Annotated in this window: 8 protein-coding genes, 2 tRNA genes and 3 rRNA genes; 8 read left to right on the top strand and 5 right to left on the bottom strand. The window is 65.2% G+C overall.

From position 1 onward, the window contains the following. Window positions 1-20 precede the first annotated feature (20 nt). The 3 genes from QM782_RS11010 to QM782_RS11000 all read left to right on the top strand — a co-directional run bounded on the left by QM782_RS11010 (window position 21) and on the right by QM782_RS11000 (window position 3,829). Window positions 21-1,172, top strand: a complete 1,152-nt coding sequence (locus QM782_RS11010; protein WP_415202953.1) for an FAD-dependent monooxygenase — start codon at window positions 21-23, stop codon at window positions 1,170-1,172. 61 nt (window positions 1,173-1,233) lie between these two features. Further along, entirely contained in the window at window positions 1,234-1,965 is a 732-nt protein-coding gene (locus QM782_RS11005) for a DsbC family protein (protein ID WP_415205628.1), read from the top strand. Window positions 1,966-1,996: 31 nt separating this feature from the next. Next, window positions 1,997-3,829, top strand: a complete 1,833-nt coding sequence (locus QM782_RS11000; protein ID WP_415202952.1) for a M61 family metallopeptidase — start codon at window positions 1,997-1,999, stop codon at window positions 3,827-3,829. A 62-nt stretch (window positions 3,830-3,891) separates the two neighbouring features. Here the strand turns inward: QM782_RS11000 and rrf are convergent. The 5 genes from rrf to QM782_RS10975 form a co-directional block, all read right to left on the bottom strand. After that, window positions 3,892-4,004 (bottom strand): 5S ribosomal RNA (gene rrf, locus QM782_RS10995). Window positions 4,005-4,123: 119 nt separating this feature from the next. Continuing rightward, a 23S ribosomal RNA gene (locus tag QM782_RS10990) occupies window positions 4,124-6,995 on the bottom strand. Between the two features lie 310 nt (window positions 6,996-7,305). Further along, a tRNA-Ala gene (locus QM782_RS10985) sits at window positions 7,306-7,381 on the bottom strand. A gap of 24 nt (window positions 7,382-7,405) precedes the next feature. After that, window positions 7,406-7,482, bottom strand: a tRNA-Ile gene (locus tag QM782_RS10980). Window positions 7,483-7,580: 98 nt separating this feature from the next. Next, window positions 7,581-9,111: ribosomal RNA gene (locus QM782_RS10975) — 16S ribosomal RNA — on the bottom strand. Together the 16S, 23S and 5S rRNA genes with 2 tRNA genes alongside form the textbook arrangement of a ribosomal RNA operon. A gap of 408 nt (window positions 9,112-9,519) precedes the next feature. Between QM782_RS10975 and QM782_RS10970 the strand changes: the two genes are divergently transcribed. The 5 genes from QM782_RS10970 (at window position 9,520) to QM782_RS10950 (ending at window position 15,995) form a co-directional block, all read left to right on the top strand. Then, on the top strand, window positions 9,520-11,418 hold the full coding sequence (locus tag QM782_RS10970) for an ATP-binding cassette domain-containing protein (RefSeq protein ID WP_415202951.1): 1,899 nt from the start codon (window positions 9,520-9,522) through the stop codon (window positions 11,416-11,418). Between the two features lie 68 nt (window positions 11,419-11,486). Beyond that, entirely contained in the window at window positions 11,487-13,118 is a 1,632-nt protein-coding gene (locus tag QM782_RS10965; protein ID WP_415202950.1) for a phospholipase D family protein, read from the top strand. A gap of 159 nt (window positions 13,119-13,277) precedes the next feature. Continuing rightward, a complete protein-coding gene (locus tag QM782_RS10960) occupies window positions 13,278-14,399 on the top strand; it encodes an ATP-binding protein (RefSeq protein ID WP_415202949.1) in 1,122 nt (373 codons plus the stop codon). Further along, on the top strand, window positions 14,396-15,025 hold the full coding sequence (locus QM782_RS10955) for a response regulator (protein ID WP_415202948.1): 630 nt from the start codon (window positions 14,396-14,398) through the stop codon (window positions 15,023-15,025). Before QM782_RS10960 ends, QM782_RS10955 begins: the two co-directional genes overlap by 4 nt. Window positions 15,026-15,041: 16 nt before the next feature. Continuing rightward, on the top strand, window positions 15,042-15,995 hold the full coding sequence (locus QM782_RS10950) for an aldo/keto reductase (RefSeq protein ID WP_415202947.1): 954 nt from the start codon (window positions 15,042-15,044) through the stop codon (window positions 15,993-15,995). The last annotated feature ends 1 nt before the right edge of the window (window position 15,996 follow it).

Here is a 15,996-nt window from a genome sequence, read left to right as displayed (position 1 = left end):
GCGGCTCCTACAATGCCGCGATGCCCTCCTGCCAGGCTTTCGACATCTGTGTGCGCGGCGGCGGCATCGTCGGCCGCACGCTGGCCCTGCTGCTGGCGCGCGAACGGCTGCGGGTCGCGCTGGTGCCCGGCGCTGCGGCGCGCGCCGGCGAAGCCTCCGACGTGCGCGCCTACGCGCTGAACGCGGCCTCGCGCCAGCTGCTGGAGGGCCTGCGCTGCTGGCCCGATCCGGAACATGCGACCGCCGTGCTGGCGATGCAGGTGTTCGGCGACGACGGCGGCGAGGTCAACTTCGACGCCGCACGCCAGGGCCGCGGCCTGCCGCTGGCCTGGATCGTGGACGTGCCGGCGCTGCAGGTGCGCCTGGCCGACGCGGTGCGCTACCAGCCGCAGATCGAGGTGCTGGAGCAGCCGCCGGCGCAGGCAGCGCTGACGGTGGTCTGCGAAGGCAAGGCCAGCAGCAGCCGCGCCGAGCTGGGCGTGGCCTACGACGTGCACGCCTATGGCCAGACGGCCATCGCCACGCGGCTGCAGTGCGAGCGCCCGCACGGGCAGGTGGCGCGGCAGTGGCTGCTGACCAACGAGGTGCTGGCGCTGCTGCCGATCGGCGGCGCGGAAGGCCGGCAAGTGGCCGTGGTGTGGTCCGTACCGCAGCAGCGTGCCGCGGCCTGCATGGCGCTGGACGATGCCGGACTCGCCCAGGCGCTGGAAACCCTGAGCCATGGCGCGCTGGGCCAGTTGCAGGTCAACGGCGAACGCGCCGCCTGGCCGCTGCAGCTGGCGCAGGCGCAGCATTTCGTCGGGCGGACAGCGGGTTCGGCGGATGGCCCGGCCTTCGCTTGGGCACTGGCGGGCGACGCGGCCCACACCGTGCACCCGCTGGCCGGCCAGGGCCTGAACCTGGGCCTGGGCGACGCGGCCGAACTGGTCGAGCAACTGCGCGGCCGGGCGCCCTGGCGCAGCGTGGGCGACATGCGCGTGCTGCGGCGCTACGAACGCGCACGCAAGGCCGCACTGGCCGCCATGCGGCTGGCCACGGACGGCCTGCAGCAGCTGTTCGCACGCGACGTGCCAGCCTGGCAGAGCGTGCGCAACCTGGGCATGCAGGGCTTCGAACGCAGCGGGCCGCTCAAGCGCTGGGTCACCCGCCAGGCCATGGGCGTGCAGGACTGACGCTCCATTTTTTGATGAAGGATTTCCCGTGATCGCATCCCTGATCCGGCCGCGCGCGCTGATGGCCGCACTGGCCCTGGCGGCGCTGGCCAACGCCCACGGCGCCCCGCCCCAGCCGCCGGCCGGCGGCCCGCAGGCGGCCATCCGCAAGAACCTGGCCGAACGGCTGCCGCAGCTGCCGGCCATCGAGGAGATCACCGCGACCGGCATCCCCGGCCTCTACGAAGTCCGGCTGGCCGGCGCGGAGATCGTCTACACCGACGCGCAGGGCGACTTCCTGCTGCAGGGCCAGCTGTTCGACACGCAGCAGCGCCGCAACCTGACCAAGGAGCGCATCGACAAGCTGACCGCGATCGACTTCGGCGCACTGCCGCTGAAGGACGCGTTCAAGCTCGTGCGCGGCAACGGGCAACGCAAGCTCGCGGTGTTCGCCGATCCGAACTGTGGCTATTGCAAGCGCTTCGAGCGGGATCTCGAAAGCATCGACAACGTGACCGTCTACCTGTTCCTGTATCCGGTGCTCGGTGCCGATTCGGTCAAGAAGTCGCAGCACATCTGGTGCGCCAAGAGCCCTGCGGAGACCTGGTCGAACTGGATGGTGCGCGGCCAGCCGATCCCGGCGGCGGACTGCGATGCGGCGGCCGTCACGCGCAACGTCGCGCTCGGCCGCAAGCACAAGATCAACGGCACGCCGACGCTGCTGTTCGCCGACGGCACGCGCGTGCCCGGCGCCGTGCCGGCCAGCGAGGTCGAGAAGCGGCTGGTCGCCGCCAGCGCGCCAGCCAAGCCCTGAACGGCAGCGGCGCTCCTGTATTCTCCGGAGCATGCCGACCTCCCCCTCCGCCGCGGTGCTGGCGCGCCAGCCGCAGCTCGACACGCCGCCGATCGCCTACCACGTCGAACTGGCCGATCTCCACGCGCACCTGTACCGCATCACGCTGACGGTGCAAGCGCCTGCGGCGGTACAGCGTGTCTCGCTGCCGGTCTGGATTCCGGGCAGCTACATGGTGCGGGAGTTCTCCAAGCACCTGCAGCAACTCGAAGCACACCAGGGCCGGCGCACCGTCGCCTGTACCCAGTTGGACAAACACAGCTGGGAACTGCAGGCCGAACCGGGCAAGCCGCTGGTGCTGCGCTACCTGGTCTACGCGCACGACACCTCGGTCCGTACCGCATTCCTCGATGGGCGGCGCGGCTTCTTCAACGGCACCAGCCTGTTCCTGCGCGTGCATGGCCAGGAGGCGCAACCGCACGGACTGGAACTGACCCCTTCGCGCCAGGCCGTCGGCTGGTCCGTCGCCACCGGATTGCAGCCCGCCGCCGTCGACGAGCACGGCTTCGGCCACTACCTGGCGCCCGACTACGATGACCTGGTCGACTGCCCGGTCGAACTCGGCAGTTTCTGGCACGGCGAATTCAAGGCCTGCGGCATTGCGCACCGCTTCGTGGTCGCGGGCGCTCCGCCCTCGTTCGACGGCAACCGGCTGCTGCAGGACACCCAGAAGATCTGCGAGCAGCAGATCCGCTTCTGGCATCAGCAGCACGGCCCTGCACCGCACGGCAAGCCGCCGCACAGGCGCTACGTCTTCCTGCTGAACGCCGTCGACGACGGCTATGGCGGGCTGGAGCACCGCAACTCCACCGCCCTGGTCTGCAACCGGCGCGACCTGCCGCGCCGCGACGAGGCCGGGGGCGAAGCTGCCCGCCAGGGCGAGGGCTACACCACCCTGCTCGGCCTGATCAGCCACGAGTACTTCCACACCTGGAACGTCAAACGCCTGCGGCCTGCCGAGTTTGCCCGCTACGACTACGACGCCGAACAGTACACCCGCCTGCTCTGGTTCTTCGAGGGCTTCACCAGCTACTACGACGACCTGCTGCTGCGCCGCTGCGGACTCCTGGAGAACACCGGCTATCTCCGCCTGCTCAACAAGACCATCAACCAGGTCATGCAGACGCCTGGCCGGCTGATTCAGTCCGCGGCGGAAGCCAGCATGGACGCCTGGGTGAAGTACTACCGCACGGACGAAAACACGCCCAACGCCACGGTCAGCTACTACGCCAAGGGCGCGCTGGTCGCGCTGTGCTTCGACCTGACGCTGCGCCTGGAAGGCAAGGGCACTCTGGACGACGTGATGCGCCGGCTCTGGGACCGATGCGCGGCCGGCCCGATGTCCGAAGCCGACGTCGCCGCTGTGCTGGCCGATGTCGGCGGCCGCAGCTTCGAGCAAGAACTCGCAGCCTGGGTCCACGGCCGCGGCGATTTGCCGCTGCGCGAGTTGCTCACCCGCCATGGCGTCGCCATCCATGACGAGCCGTCACAGCTGGCACAACGGCTCGGGTTGCGCGCCAGCGATGGCCAGGGCAGCGTGCAACTGAAAGTCGTGCTGCGAGGCGGCGCTGCCGAGCAGGCCGGCATGGCCGCCGGCGACGAATGGATTGGCGTCGAAACGGAAAACGAAGGCTGGCGCCTGAGCCGCCTGGACGATCTGCTGCTCTACACCGGCCGCACGCGTTCGATCACCGCTCTGGTTGCCCGCGACAAGCTCCTGATGCGCCTGCGCCTCGAACTGCCGGCACTCCAGGACGAGAAAACTTGGCGTATCGATATCGAAAACCAACAAGCCGTCGATGGCTGGCTTTCCGGATCGACGTAGGGAAAATGGCTCGCCCAAAGAAAAACGCCCAATCTTTCGACTGGGCGTTTTTGGCTGTAGGAGCCTGACGATGACCTACTTTCACACGGGAACCCGCACTATCATCGGCGCGGAGGCGTTTCACTGTCCTGTTCGGGATGGGAAGGAGTGGGACCACCTCGCTATGGTCATCAGGCATAACTTGTTGCTCAGCGGTTTTTGGGTCCGCTGGGCGAATTCATAGAGTTCTGGTCAGCTGTATTTTGACTGCGTCACTTGGCATAACGACCTTGAATCGGAAGCGATCAAGGTTATAGGGTCAAGCCGCACGAGCAATTAGTATCGGTTAGCTTAACGCATTGCTGCGCTTCCACACCCGACCTATCAACGTCCTGGTCTTGAACGACTCTTCAGGGGGCTCAAGGCCCCGGCAGATCTCATCTTGGAACGAGTTTCCCGCTTAGATGCTTTCAGCGGTTATCTCTTCCGCACATAGCTACTCGGCAATGCCACTGGCGTGACAACCGATACACCAGAGGTGCGTCCACTCCGGTCCTCTCGTACTAGGAGCAGGCTTCCTCAAATCTGCAACGCCCACGGAAGATAGGGACCAAACTGTCTCACGACGTTTTAAACCCAGCTCACGTACCTCTTTAAATGGCGAACAGCCATACCCTTGGGACCGGCTACAGCCCCAGGATGAGATGAGCCGACATCGAGGTGCCAAACACCGCCGTCGATATGAACTCTTGGGCGGTATCAGCCTGTTATCCCCAGAGTACCTTTTATCCGTTGAGCGATGGCCCTTCCATACAGAACCACCGGATCACTATGTCCTGCTTTCGCATCTGCTCGACTTGTCAGTCTCGCAGTTAAGCACGCTTATGCCATTGCACTATCGTCACGATGTCCGACCGTAACTAGCGTACCTTCGAACTCCTCCGTTACGCTTTGGGAGGAGACCGCCCCAGTCAAACTGCCTACCATGCACTGTCCCCGACCCGGATCACGGGCCTAGGTTAGAACCTCAAACACACCAGGGTGGTATTTCAACGTTGGCTCCATGCGATCTAGCGACCGCACTTCAAAGCCTCCCACCTATCCTACACAGATCTGTTCAAAGTCCAATACAAAGCTACAGTAAAGGTTCATGGGGTCTTTCCGTCTTTCCGCGGGGAGATTGCATCATCACAAACATTTCAACTTCGCTGAGTCTCGGGAGGAGACAGTGTGGCCATCGTTACGCCATTCGTGCAGGTCGGAACTTACCCGACAAGGAATTTCGCTACCTTAGGACCGTTATAGTTACGGCCGCCGTTTACTGGGACTTCAATCAAGAGCTTGCACCCCATCATTTAATCTTCCAGCACCGGGCAGGCGTCACACCCTATACGTCCACTTTCGTGTTTGCAGAGTGCTGTGTTTTTAATAAACAGTCGCAGCCACCGATTTTTTGCAACCCATTCATGCTCCGTTGCTCACTTCACACTACTAGGGCACACCTTCTTCCGAAGTTACGGTGTCAATTTGCCGAGTTCCTTCTCCCGAGTTCTCTCAAGCGCCTTAGAATACTCATCTCGCGCACCAGTGTCGGTTTGCGGTACGGTCGTGTGCAGCTGAAGCTTAGTGGCTTTTCCTGGGACCTCGTTCAATCACTTCGCGAGCAAGCTCGCTCGATCGGCAGCCTCGGTATATGCCAGGCGGATTTGCCTACCTGACGCCTACTTCTGCCTAAACCGGGTAATCCAACACCCGGATGACCTATTAAGATCCGTCCCCACATCGCACTGCACATCGGTACAGGAATATTGACCTGTTTCCCATCAGCTACGCATCTCTGCCTCACCTTAGGGGCCGACTCACTCTACGCCGATGAACGTTGCGTAGAAAACCTTGCGCTTACGGCGAGCGGGCTTTTCACCCGCTTTAACGCTACTCATGTCAGCATTCGCACTTCTGATACCTCCAGCAGCCTTTACAAGCCACCTTCACAGGCTTACAGAACGCTCTCCTACCACGCACATTGCTGTGCATCCGCAGCTTCGGTAACTGGCTTAGCCCCGTTACATCTTCCGCGCAGGACGACTCGATCAGTGAGCTATTACGCTTTCTTTAAATGATGGCTGCTTCTAAGCCAACATCCTGACTGTTTTAGCCTTCCCACTTCGTTTCCCACTTAGCCAATTTTAGGGACCTTAGCTGGCGGTCTGGGTTGTTTCCCTCTTGAGTCCGGACGTTAGCACCCGGTGCTCTGTCTCCCAAGCTGTACTCTTCGGTATTCGGAGTTTGCATAGGTTTGGTAAGTCGCCATGACCCCCTAGCCTAAACAGTGCTCTACCCCCGAAGGTAATACTTGAGGCACTACCTAAATAGTTTTCGGAGAGAACCAGCTATTTCCAGGTTTGTTTAGCCTTTCACCCCTATCCACAGCTCATCCGCTAGTTTTGCAACACTAGTCGGTTCGGACCTCCAGTACCTGTTACGGCACCTTCATCCTGGCCATGGATAGATCACCTGGTTTCGGGTCTACACCCAGCGACTGAATCGCCCTGTTCGGACTCGGTTTCCCTACGCCTTCCCTACTCGGTTAAGCTTGCCACTGAATGTAAGTCGCTGACCCATTATACAAAAGGTACGCCGTCACCCTTTCGGGCTCCGACTTTTTGTAAGCACGCGGTTTCAGGATCTATTTCACTCCCCTCCCGGGGTTCTTTTCGCCTTTCCCTCACGGTACTAGTTCACTATCGGTCAATGATGAGTATTTAGCCTTGGAGGATGGTCCCCCCATCTTCAGACAGGATTACACGTGTCCCGCCCTACTTTTCGCTAGCTCAGTACCACACGTCTCTTTTCACGTACGGGGCTATCACCCGCTATGGCCGGCCTTTCCAGACCGTTCCGTTAAGAGTCGCGCTATCACTAGCAGGCTTCTCCGATTTCGCTCGCCACTACTTTCGGAATCTCGGTTGATGTCTTTTCCTCGAGCTACTGAGATGTTTCAGTTCACCCGGTTCGCCTCGTGACCCTATGTATTCAGATCACGATACCCTTGCAGGTGGGTTTCCCCATTCGGAAATCTCCGGATCAAAGCTAATTTGCCAGCTCCCCGAAGCTTATCGCAGGCTATCACGTCCTTCGTCGCCTATCATTGCCAAGGCATCCACCACGTGCTCTTATTCACTTGACCCTATAACTTTGACGCCTCTCACGATTGACCAAAGTTGCCAAGGAATTGTCAGGTCTCGCACCTGACGCGTTATGCCGTTCTTCAATTTCTTGAAGACTTGAATTTCAAACAAAGTTTGATATTCGATTCGACGCAATCAAATTTGTCGCTGGCGGCACGGTATGCACTAAACCTTTACGAATGTGCACTTTCCGCCAGCAACGCTGATTCGAACTCTATGAATTTTTTAAAGAACAGCCGATCGATCAAGAGATCTTGATCAACACCAAAGCAGCCTTGGGCAAAGCCGCTTTGGTGTTGAACGATTTTTTGGTGGAGGTGACAGGACTCGAACCCGCTACCTACTGCTTGCAAAGCAGCCGCTCTCCCAGCTGAGCTACACCCCCGCAAACGCATGGACATTGGAGGGATGGTGGGTCTGGTTGGTCTCGAACCAACGACCCCCGCCTTATCAAGACGGTGCTCTAACCAACTGAGCTACAGACCCAAGCCGGTCGCTTCAGCAGGCAGCAGATGCCTGACCGTTGGCGACAACCTTCCAACAACCGATAAGTGTGAGCGTTTGAGCTTCGTTGCAGTTTCCAGAAAGGAGGTGATCCAGCCGCACCTTCCGATACGGCTACCTTGTTACGACTTCACCCCAGTCACGAACCCTGCCGTGGTAATCGCCCTCCTTGCGGTTAGGCTAACTACTTCTGGCAAAACCCGCTCCCATGGTGTGACGGGCGGTGTGTACAAGACCCGGGAACGTATTCACCGTGACATTCTGATCCACGATTACTAGCGATTCCGACTTCACGCAGTCGAGTTGCAGACTGCGATCCGGACTACGACTGGTTTTGTGGGATTAGCTCCCCCTCGCGGGTTGGCAACCCTTTGTACCAGCCATTGTATGACGTGTGTAGCCCCACCTATAAGGGCCATGAGGACTTGACGTCATCCCCACCTTCCTCCGGTTTATCACCGGCAGTCCCATTAGAGTGCCCTTTCGTAGCAACTAATGGCAAGGGTTGCGCTCGTTGCGGGACTTAACCCAACATCTCACGACACGAGCTGACGACAGCCATGCAGCACCTGTGTTACGGCTCTCTTTCGAGCACCAAGCCATCTCTGGCAAGTTCCGTACATGTCAAAGGTGGGTAAGGTTTTTCGCGTTGCATCGAATTAAACCACATCATCCACCGCTTGTGCGGGTCCCCGTCAATTCCTTTGAGTTTCAACCTTGCGGCCGTACTCCCCAGGCGGTCAACTTCACGCGTTAGCTTCGTTACTGAGAAAATTAATTCCCAACAACCAGTTGACATCGTTTAGGGCGTGGACTACCAGGGTATCTAATCCTGTTTGCTCCCCACGCTTTCGTGCATGAGCGTCAGTGCAGGCCCAGGGGATTGCCTTCGCCATCGGTGTTCCTCCGCATATCTACGCATTTCACTGCTACACGCGGAATTCCATCCCCCTCTGCCGCACTCCAGCAATGCAGTCACAAATGCAGTTCCCAGGTTAAGCCCGGGGATTTCACATCTGTCTTGCATTACCGCCTGCGCACGCTTTACGCCCAGTAATTCCGATTAACGCTCGCACCCTACGTATTACCGCGGCTGCTGGCACGTAGTTAGCCGGTGCTTATTCTTACGGTACCGTCATTAGCCCCAGGTATTAGCCAGGACCGTTTCGTTCCGTACAAAAGCAGTTTACAACCCGAAGGCCTTCATCCTGCACGCGGCATTGCTGGATCAGGCTTGCGCCCATTGTCCAAAATTCCCCACTGCTGCCTCCCGTAGGAGTCTGGACCGTGTCTCAGTTCCAGTGTGGCTGGTCGTCCTCTCAGACCAGCTACAGATCGCAGGCTTGGTAGGCCTTTACCCCACCAACTACCTAATCTGATATCGGCCGCTCCAATCGCGCGAGGTCTTGCGATCCCCCGCTTTCATCCATAGATCGTATGCGGTATTAGCTACGCTTTCGCGTAGTTATCCCCCACGACTGGGCACGTTCCGATACTTTACTCACCCGTTCGCCACTCGCCACCAGGATTGCTCCCGTGCTGCCGTTCGACTTGCATGTGTAAGGCATGCCGCCAGCGTTCAATCTGAGCCAGGATCAAACTCTATAGTTCGATCTTGATTGTTTGCCCGATCTCTCGGGCGACTCATAAAAACGGAATTGAAGTGACTTCACTTCTATTTCCATGAGCATCTGAGTGCCATGCACTCGTTCCGAAGAACTTCGCATCTCCACCCAAACGCCCACGCTTATCGGCTGTATGTTTTTAAGGATCAGAAGAACTCAAGCTCGCACTTGACTTTTCTTCTCGGCTCGCGCTGCGATCAGCGGAACCTTAGATTCTAGCACAGTTTTATCGAACCGGCCGAATTTTTTCGCATCTCTTTTTCACCCCACCCCGACAACCGCCCGAAGGCCCCTGTCGTCGTCGTGAAGCGCTGTGATCAGCGAAGCCCATGACTATACACCATCCTTTGCGGCATGCGCAAACTTTTTTGGACGGCGCTGATAATTTGCCTCCATGGCACTCATCACACTCCTGGACGCCCAGCTGGCCTTCGGCCACGTCGCGCTGCTGGATCACGCGCAGATCGCGATCGAGAACACCGAACGCATCGGCCTCATCGGGCGCAACGGCGCCGGCAAGTCCTCGCTGCTGAAGATCCTCGCCGGCATCGAGCGGCCGGACGATGGCGTCATGCACCGGCAGCAGGGGCTGCGGACCGCCTACGTCGCCCAGGAGCCGCAGCTGCAGGAGGACGACACCGTGTTCGCCGCCGCCAGCGCCGGCCTGGCGCAGGCGATCGCCGCGCGCGAGGCCTACCTGCGGGGCGACGGCGATGACCTCGACGCGCTGCAGACGCAGGTCGAGGCGTTCGACGCCTGGAACTGGGAGCAGCGCGTGACGGAGACGCTGCAGCGCCTGCACCTGCAGGCCGACGCCCGCATCGGCGAGTTGTCCGGCGGCACGCGCAAGCGCGTGGCGCTGGCCCAGGCGCTGGTGGCGCGGCCCGATGTCCTGTTCCTGGACGAACCGACGAACCACCTCGACCTGGAGGCGATCGCCTGGCTGGAGGATCTGCTGCTGGACTTCAAGGGCAGCGTCGTGACGATCACGCACGACCGCAGTTTCCTGGACCGCGTGGCCACGCGCATCGTGGAGCTGGACCGCGGCCAGCTGCTGTCCTACCCGGGCAACTTCGCCGCCTACCAGGCGCAGAAGGAAGCCCAGCTGCAGCAGGAGGCCGTGGTCAACGCCAAGGCCGACAAGCTGCTGGCGCAGGAGGAGGTCTGGGTGCGCAAGGGCGTGGAGGCGCGCCGCACCCGCAGCCAGAGCCGGGTGCGGCGGCTGCAGGCGCTGCGCGCCGCACGCAGCGCCCGCCGCGAGGCCCTGGGCCGCGTGCGCATGGACGTGGACGCCGGCCAGGCCGGCGGCAAGATCGTCGCCGAGCTGCAGGACGTGCGCCTGGCCTTTGGCGACAAGACCATCGTCGACGGCTTCTCGGCCACCCTCCTGCGCGGCGACAAGATCGGCCTGCTGGGCGCCAACGGCGCCGGCAAGACCACGCTGCTCAAGCTGATCCTGGGCGAACTGCAGCCCGACGGCGGCAGCGTGCGCCGCGGCAGCAACCTGCAGGTCGCCTATTTCGACCAGATGCGCAACGCCCTGGACCTGGACGCCACGCTGGAGCACTTCATCAGCCCCGGCAGCGAATGGATCGAGATCGGCGCCCAGCGCAAGCACGTCAGGACCTACCTGGGCGACTTCCTGTTCTCGCCGGCGCGCGCGGCCTCGCCGGTGCGCTCGCTGTCCGGCGGCGAGCGCAACCGGCTGCTGCTGGCCCGGCTGTTCGCGCGGCCGGCCAACGTGCTGGTGCTGGACGAGCCGACCAACGACCTCGACATCGACACGCTCGAGCTGCTGGAGGAACTGCTGCAGAGCTACGAAGGCACGGTGTTCCTCGTCAGCCACGACCGCAGCTTCGTCGACAACGTGGCCACCGGCATCATCGCGCACGAGCCGGACGCCGGACGGCCGGGCGTCTGGCGCGAGTACGAAGGCTCGGTGCAGGACTGGCTGGTGCAGTCGCAGCGCATGCGCGAGCGCCTCGCCGCACAGGCCCCGCCCCCCGCCCCCGCGGCGGCAGCGCCCCAGCAGCCCGCGCCCAAGACGGCGGCCGCGCCGGCGGCGCCGCGCCGCAAGCTCAGCTACAAGGACCAGCGCGAACTCGAGGCCCTGCCGGCGCGCATCGCCGCGCTGGAGGCCGAGCAGCAGCGCATCGACGCCGAGCTGGACGGCGGCGCCCTGTACGCACGCGACGGCGTGCGCGCCGCCCAGCTCGCCCAGCGCCACGCCGAACTCGACGAGGAATTGATGCAGGCGCTGGAACGCTGGGAAGCGCTGGAGCAAGGCGGCTAACACCCACGGCCATGCGGCGACCCGGCCTACAGACATCGCCGGACCGGTGCCGCTACGCTGGCGCCGCCATGCCGCCCCTCCGCTCGTCCGCCGGCCTGCCTTTCTGGGCCCGGGTGCTGGCATGGCTGGCCCTGCTGCTCGCCGCGGGCGGGCTGCCCGGCTGCAGCAGCCTGCCGACCGAGGTGCAGCGCCCGGTCTCGTGGGCGCTGCGCACGCCCGAGACCACGGCGCTCGGCCGCGCCGTCGCCGACTACGCCACCCGCACCGGCCAGCGCCAGGATTCGGGCTTTCGCCTGCTCGGCGGCACCGAGGCCGCCTACGCCAGCCGGCTCGCCCTGATCGACGCGGCCGAGAAGACGCTGGACCTGCAGTACTACGCCATCCTCGCCGACCCCAGCACCGCCCTGTTCGCGCAGCGGCTGCGCGCCGCCGCGGCGCGCGGCGTGCGCGTGCGCATCCTGCTGGACGACTTCAACACGGCCGGGCCCAACGCCCAGGTCCTGCGCCTGGGCTTCGTGCCGAACATCGAGATCCGGCTGTTCAATCCGCTGGCCGGCTCGCGCCGCTCGCTCGCCGGCCGCCTGCTGGGCTCGCTCGGCAACCTCGACCGCATGCAGCGCCGCATGCACAACAAGATGTTCATCGCCGACAACGCCATCGGCATCATCGGCGGACGCAACCTGGGCGACGCCTATTTCGGCCAGAGCGCGGACAGCAACTTCATCGACGTCGACGTGCTGGCCGCCGGCCGCATCGTGCACCGCATGTCGGCCAGCTTCGACGCCTACTGGAACAACCCGCTGGCCTATCCGGTCGCGTCGCTGCTGACGCGCGGGGAGCTCGACGCGATGCGGCGCCCGGACGCGCCGTCGCCGCTGCCGGACGCCGGCCCCGGCGGCGCCTCGCCGCTGGACCTCTCCCCGGCGCGGCTGACCTGGGCGCCCTCGCTGCTGCTGGTCGACCAGGCCGACAAGCTCGCCGCCGAGGAGCCCGGCGCGCAGGACACGGTGGTCGACGGCCTGCTGCGCCTGATGGCCGGCACCCGGCGCGACCTGTTCATCGTCTCGCCCTATTTCGTGCCCGGCGGCGCGATGATGGACGTCCTCGCGCGGCTGCGCGCCGCCGGCGTGCGCGTGCGCGTGCTGACGAACTCGCTGGCCGCGACGGACGCGCCGCTGGCCCACGTCGGCTACGCCCGCTACCGCGAGCGGCTGCTGCAGATCGGCGTGGAGCTGTACGAAATGCGGGCCGAGCCGGGCCCCGGCGGCTCGGCGCTGTCCAGCGGCTCGGCCCGCGTCGCGCGCGTGCTGCGCCGCGGCTCGGAAGGCAGCCCGCCGCGCGCCGCCGGCGCCGGCGCCGGTTCGGTGTCCGCCTCGCGCGCCAGCCTGCACGCCAAGACGCTGGTGCTGGACGGCAGCGTGCTGGTGGTCGGCTCGATGAACCTGGACCTGCGCTCGCAGCTGCAGAACAGCGAGGTCGCGCTGCTGATCCGCAGCCGCGCGCTGGCCGGCCTGGCCCTGGAGATGGCCGCGCCGGTGCTGGCGCACGATGCCTACCGCGTGCAGCTGCAGGACGGCCGGCTGGCCTGGCTGCCCCCCGACGGCGCGCCGCCCCACACCGGCAGCGAGCCCGACGCCGGCCTGGGCCTGCAATGGCTGCTGCGGCTGATCGGGCCGCTCGCGCCCGACGAGGTGCTGTAGCGAGGGCCGCGAAAAGCACCGTCGCCGGACATATCCACGGCAGATATTCGATCGCATACCGAACGACTCACGCCGAATGTGTAGGATGCGGCGACGAACCCAGGCACCCGGCCGACAGGCGCTTGCCGGGCCTCGCCGACCGCCGAAAGTGCCCCTGCCATGGCCGACGACGCTGCTGCCGCCCCCCCGATCCGCATCCTGCACCTGGAGGATTCGGAGATCGACCATCAGCTGGTGGCGCTGACGCTGCGCCGCCACGGCATGGCCTGCAGCCTGGCGCGCGTGGAGACGCTGGACGAGTTCGCCCGGGCCCTGGCCGGCCCGCCCTGGAGCCTGATCCTGGCCGACTACCACCTGGGCGGCTTCACCGCGCTGGACGCCTGGGCGCTGTCGCGCGCGCAGGAGCACCGGCCGCCCTTCGTGCTGCTGTCCGGCGCGATCGGCGAGACGGTGGCCGTGGAGGCCATCCGCCTGGGCTTTTCCGACTACGTGCTGAAGGACCACATCGGCCAGCTGCCGCACGTGATCGAGCGCGCGCTGGAGGTCTGGCAGGCGCGCCGGGACAAGGCCCGCGCCCATGCCGAACTGGCCGAGTCCGAGCGCCGCCTGGCCGCGCTGGCCGAGCACCTGCAGACCTCGATCGAGCAGGAGCGCGCCGCCATCGCGCGCGAGGTGCACGACGACATCGGCGGCTCGCTGGCCGCCATCCGGCTGGACCTGGCCTGGATCGCCCGCCACAGCCAGGGCGACGCCGCCATGCAGTCCCACGTGGCCGCCGCGGCCGACATGCTGCAGCACGCGCTGAGCGCCAGCCAGCGCATCATGATGAACCTGCGCCCCCCGATCCTGGACCAGGGCCTGGTCGCCGCCATCGGCTGGCTGGCCGAGGCCTTCGAGCGGCGCACCGGCGTGGCCACCACGGTGCGCGCCGCGCGCGAGCGCATCGAGGTGGACAAGCAGCTGGCCCTGGTGGCCTACCGCACCGCGCAGGAGGCGCTGACCAACGCCGCCAAGTACGCCGGCTGCAGCCGCGTGACCATCGAGCTGTCCGACGCCGAGGGCGTGCTGACGCTGGAGGTCAGCGACGACGGCTGCGGCCTGGCGCCCGGGGCGCTGGCCAAGCCCCGCTCCTTCGGCCTGCGCGGGCTGGCCGAGCGCGCCCGGACCGTGGACGGCTGGCTCGACGTGTCCAGCCAGCCGGGCCGCGGCACCACCGTCATCCTGTCCATTCCCCTGCATGCCGAGGCGGCCGAGCGCGTGGCCGCGGGAGAAGCCGAATGATCCGCGTCGTGCTGTGCGACGACCATGCCGTGGTGCGCCGCGGCATCCGCGACACCCTGGCCGAGGCCGTCGACATCCAGGTCGTCGGCGAGGCCGGCAGCTACGGCGAGGTGCGCGAGCTGCTGCGCGGCACGCCCTGCGACGTGCTCGTGCTGGACCTGAACCTGCCCGGCCGCGGCGGCATGGAGGTGCTGAGCAGCCTGACCGAGGCCGGCTCGCCGGTGAAGGTGCTGGTCTGCTCGATGTACCCGGAGGACCAGTACGCGATCCGCTGCCTGCGCGCCGGCGCCCAGGGCTACGTCAGCAAGGCCGGCGACCCGGCCGAGCTGGTCCGCGCCGTGCGCACCGTGATGCAGGGCCGCAAGTACGTCACGCCCGAGGTCGCGCAGATGCTGGCGGACAGCCTGGCCCGGCCGCAGCACGAGGCGCTGCACGCCGCCCTGTCCGAGCGCGAGCTGCAGACCGTCGTCAAGATCGCCAGCGGCAAGCGCCTGTCGGACATCGCCGAGGAGCTGATGCTGAGCCCCAAGACCGTCAGCGTGTACCGCACGCGCGCGCTGGAGAAGCTGAACCTGGCCAACAACGCGGAGCTGACGGTCTACGCGATCCGCAACGGGCTGGTCTGAACCGAAGGAGAACTGCATGCAGCAACGCGCCCTGGGCCGCACCGGCCTGTCCATCGCCCCCGTCGTGTTCGGCGGCAACGTGTTCGGCTGGACCATCGACGAAGCCACCAGCTTCGCCGTGCTCGACGCCTTCGTGGACCACGGCTTCAACGCCATCGACACCGCCGACGTCTATGCGCGCTGGGCGCCGGGCAACCGCGGCGGCGAGTCCGAGACCATCATCGGCCGCTGGCTGCGGGCCCGCCCCGGCCTGCGCGATCAGGTGGTGCTGTTCACCAAGGTCGGCTCCGACATGGGCGAGCCCGGCCACAAGGGCCTGTCCGAACGCTGGATCGTGCAGGCCGTGGAAGACTCGCTGCGCCGGCTGCAGGTCGAGCGCATCGACCTGTACTTCTCGCACTGGCCCGATCCCGACACCGGCCACGCCGAGACGCTGGGCGCCTACGCCCGGCTGCTGGCGGCCGGCAAGGTGCGCGCCATCGGCGCCTCCAACCTGGACGCCGGGCAACTGGCCGACGCGCTGGCCGTGGCCCGGCGCGAGAACCTGCCCGCCTACCAGGTGCTGCAGCCCGAATACAACCTGGCGGACCGCAGCGGCTTCGAAGGCCCGCTGCGCGACCTGTGCCGGCGCGAGGGCCTGGGCGTCGTCACCTACTACAGCCTGGCCTCGGGCTTCCTCTCGGGCAAGTACCGCAGCCAGGCCGACCTGGCCGGCCGCGCGCGCGGCCAGGGCGTGGCCCGGTACCTCGACGCGCGCGGGCTGAAGATCCTGCAGGCGCTGGACGCCGTGGCCGCCGCGCACGGCGCCGCGCCGGCCGAGGTCGCGCTGGCCTGGCTGATCGGGCGCGCGGGCGTCACCGCGCCGATCGCCAGCGCGACCAGCGTGGAACAGGTCCGCAGCTTCGCGCGGGCGGCCGGCCTGCGCTTGTCCGCGCAGGAGACCGCGGCGCTGGACGCGGCCGGGGCGTGAG

The sequence above is a fragment of the Pseudorhodoferax sp. genome (assembly GCF_047601025.1).
GTDB lineage: Bacteria > Pseudomonadota > Gammaproteobacteria > Burkholderiales > Burkholderiaceae_C > Pseudorhodoferax.
Note: the sequence above shows the minus strand (reverse complement) of the source record. Positions and strands in the feature narration are given on the sequence as shown.

Bases quoted from the DNA above. Each gene is read 5' to 3' on its own strand.
- QM782_RS11010 (WP_415202953.1), top strand. From the start codon at position 21: ATGCCCTCCTGCCAGGCTTTCGACATCTGTGTGCGCGGCGGCGGCATC.
- QM782_RS11005 (WP_415205628.1), top strand. From the start codon at position 1,234: ATGGCCGCACTGGCCCTGGCGGCGCTGGCCAACGCCCACGGCGCCCCG.
- QM782_RS11000 (WP_415202952.1), top strand. From the start codon at position 1,997: ATGCCGACCTCCCCCTCCGCCGCGGTGCTGGCGCGCCAGCCGCAGCTC.
- QM782_RS10970 (WP_415202951.1), top strand. From the start codon at position 9,520: ATGGCACTCATCACACTCCTGGACGCCCAGCTGGCCTTCGGCCACGTC.
- QM782_RS10965 (WP_415202950.1), top strand. From the start codon at position 11,487: ATGCCGCCCCTCCGCTCGTCCGCCGGCCTGCCTTTCTGGGCCCGGGTG.
- QM782_RS10960 (WP_415202949.1), top strand. From the start codon at position 13,278: ATGGCCGACGACGCTGCTGCCGCCCCCCCGATCCGCATCCTGCACCTG.
- QM782_RS10955 (WP_415202948.1), top strand. From the start codon at position 14,396: ATGATCCGCGTCGTGCTGTGCGACGACCATGCCGTGGTGCGCCGCGGC.
- QM782_RS10950 (WP_415202947.1), top strand. From the start codon at position 15,042: ATGCAGCAACGCGCCCTGGGCCGCACCGGCCTGTCCATCGCCCCCGTC.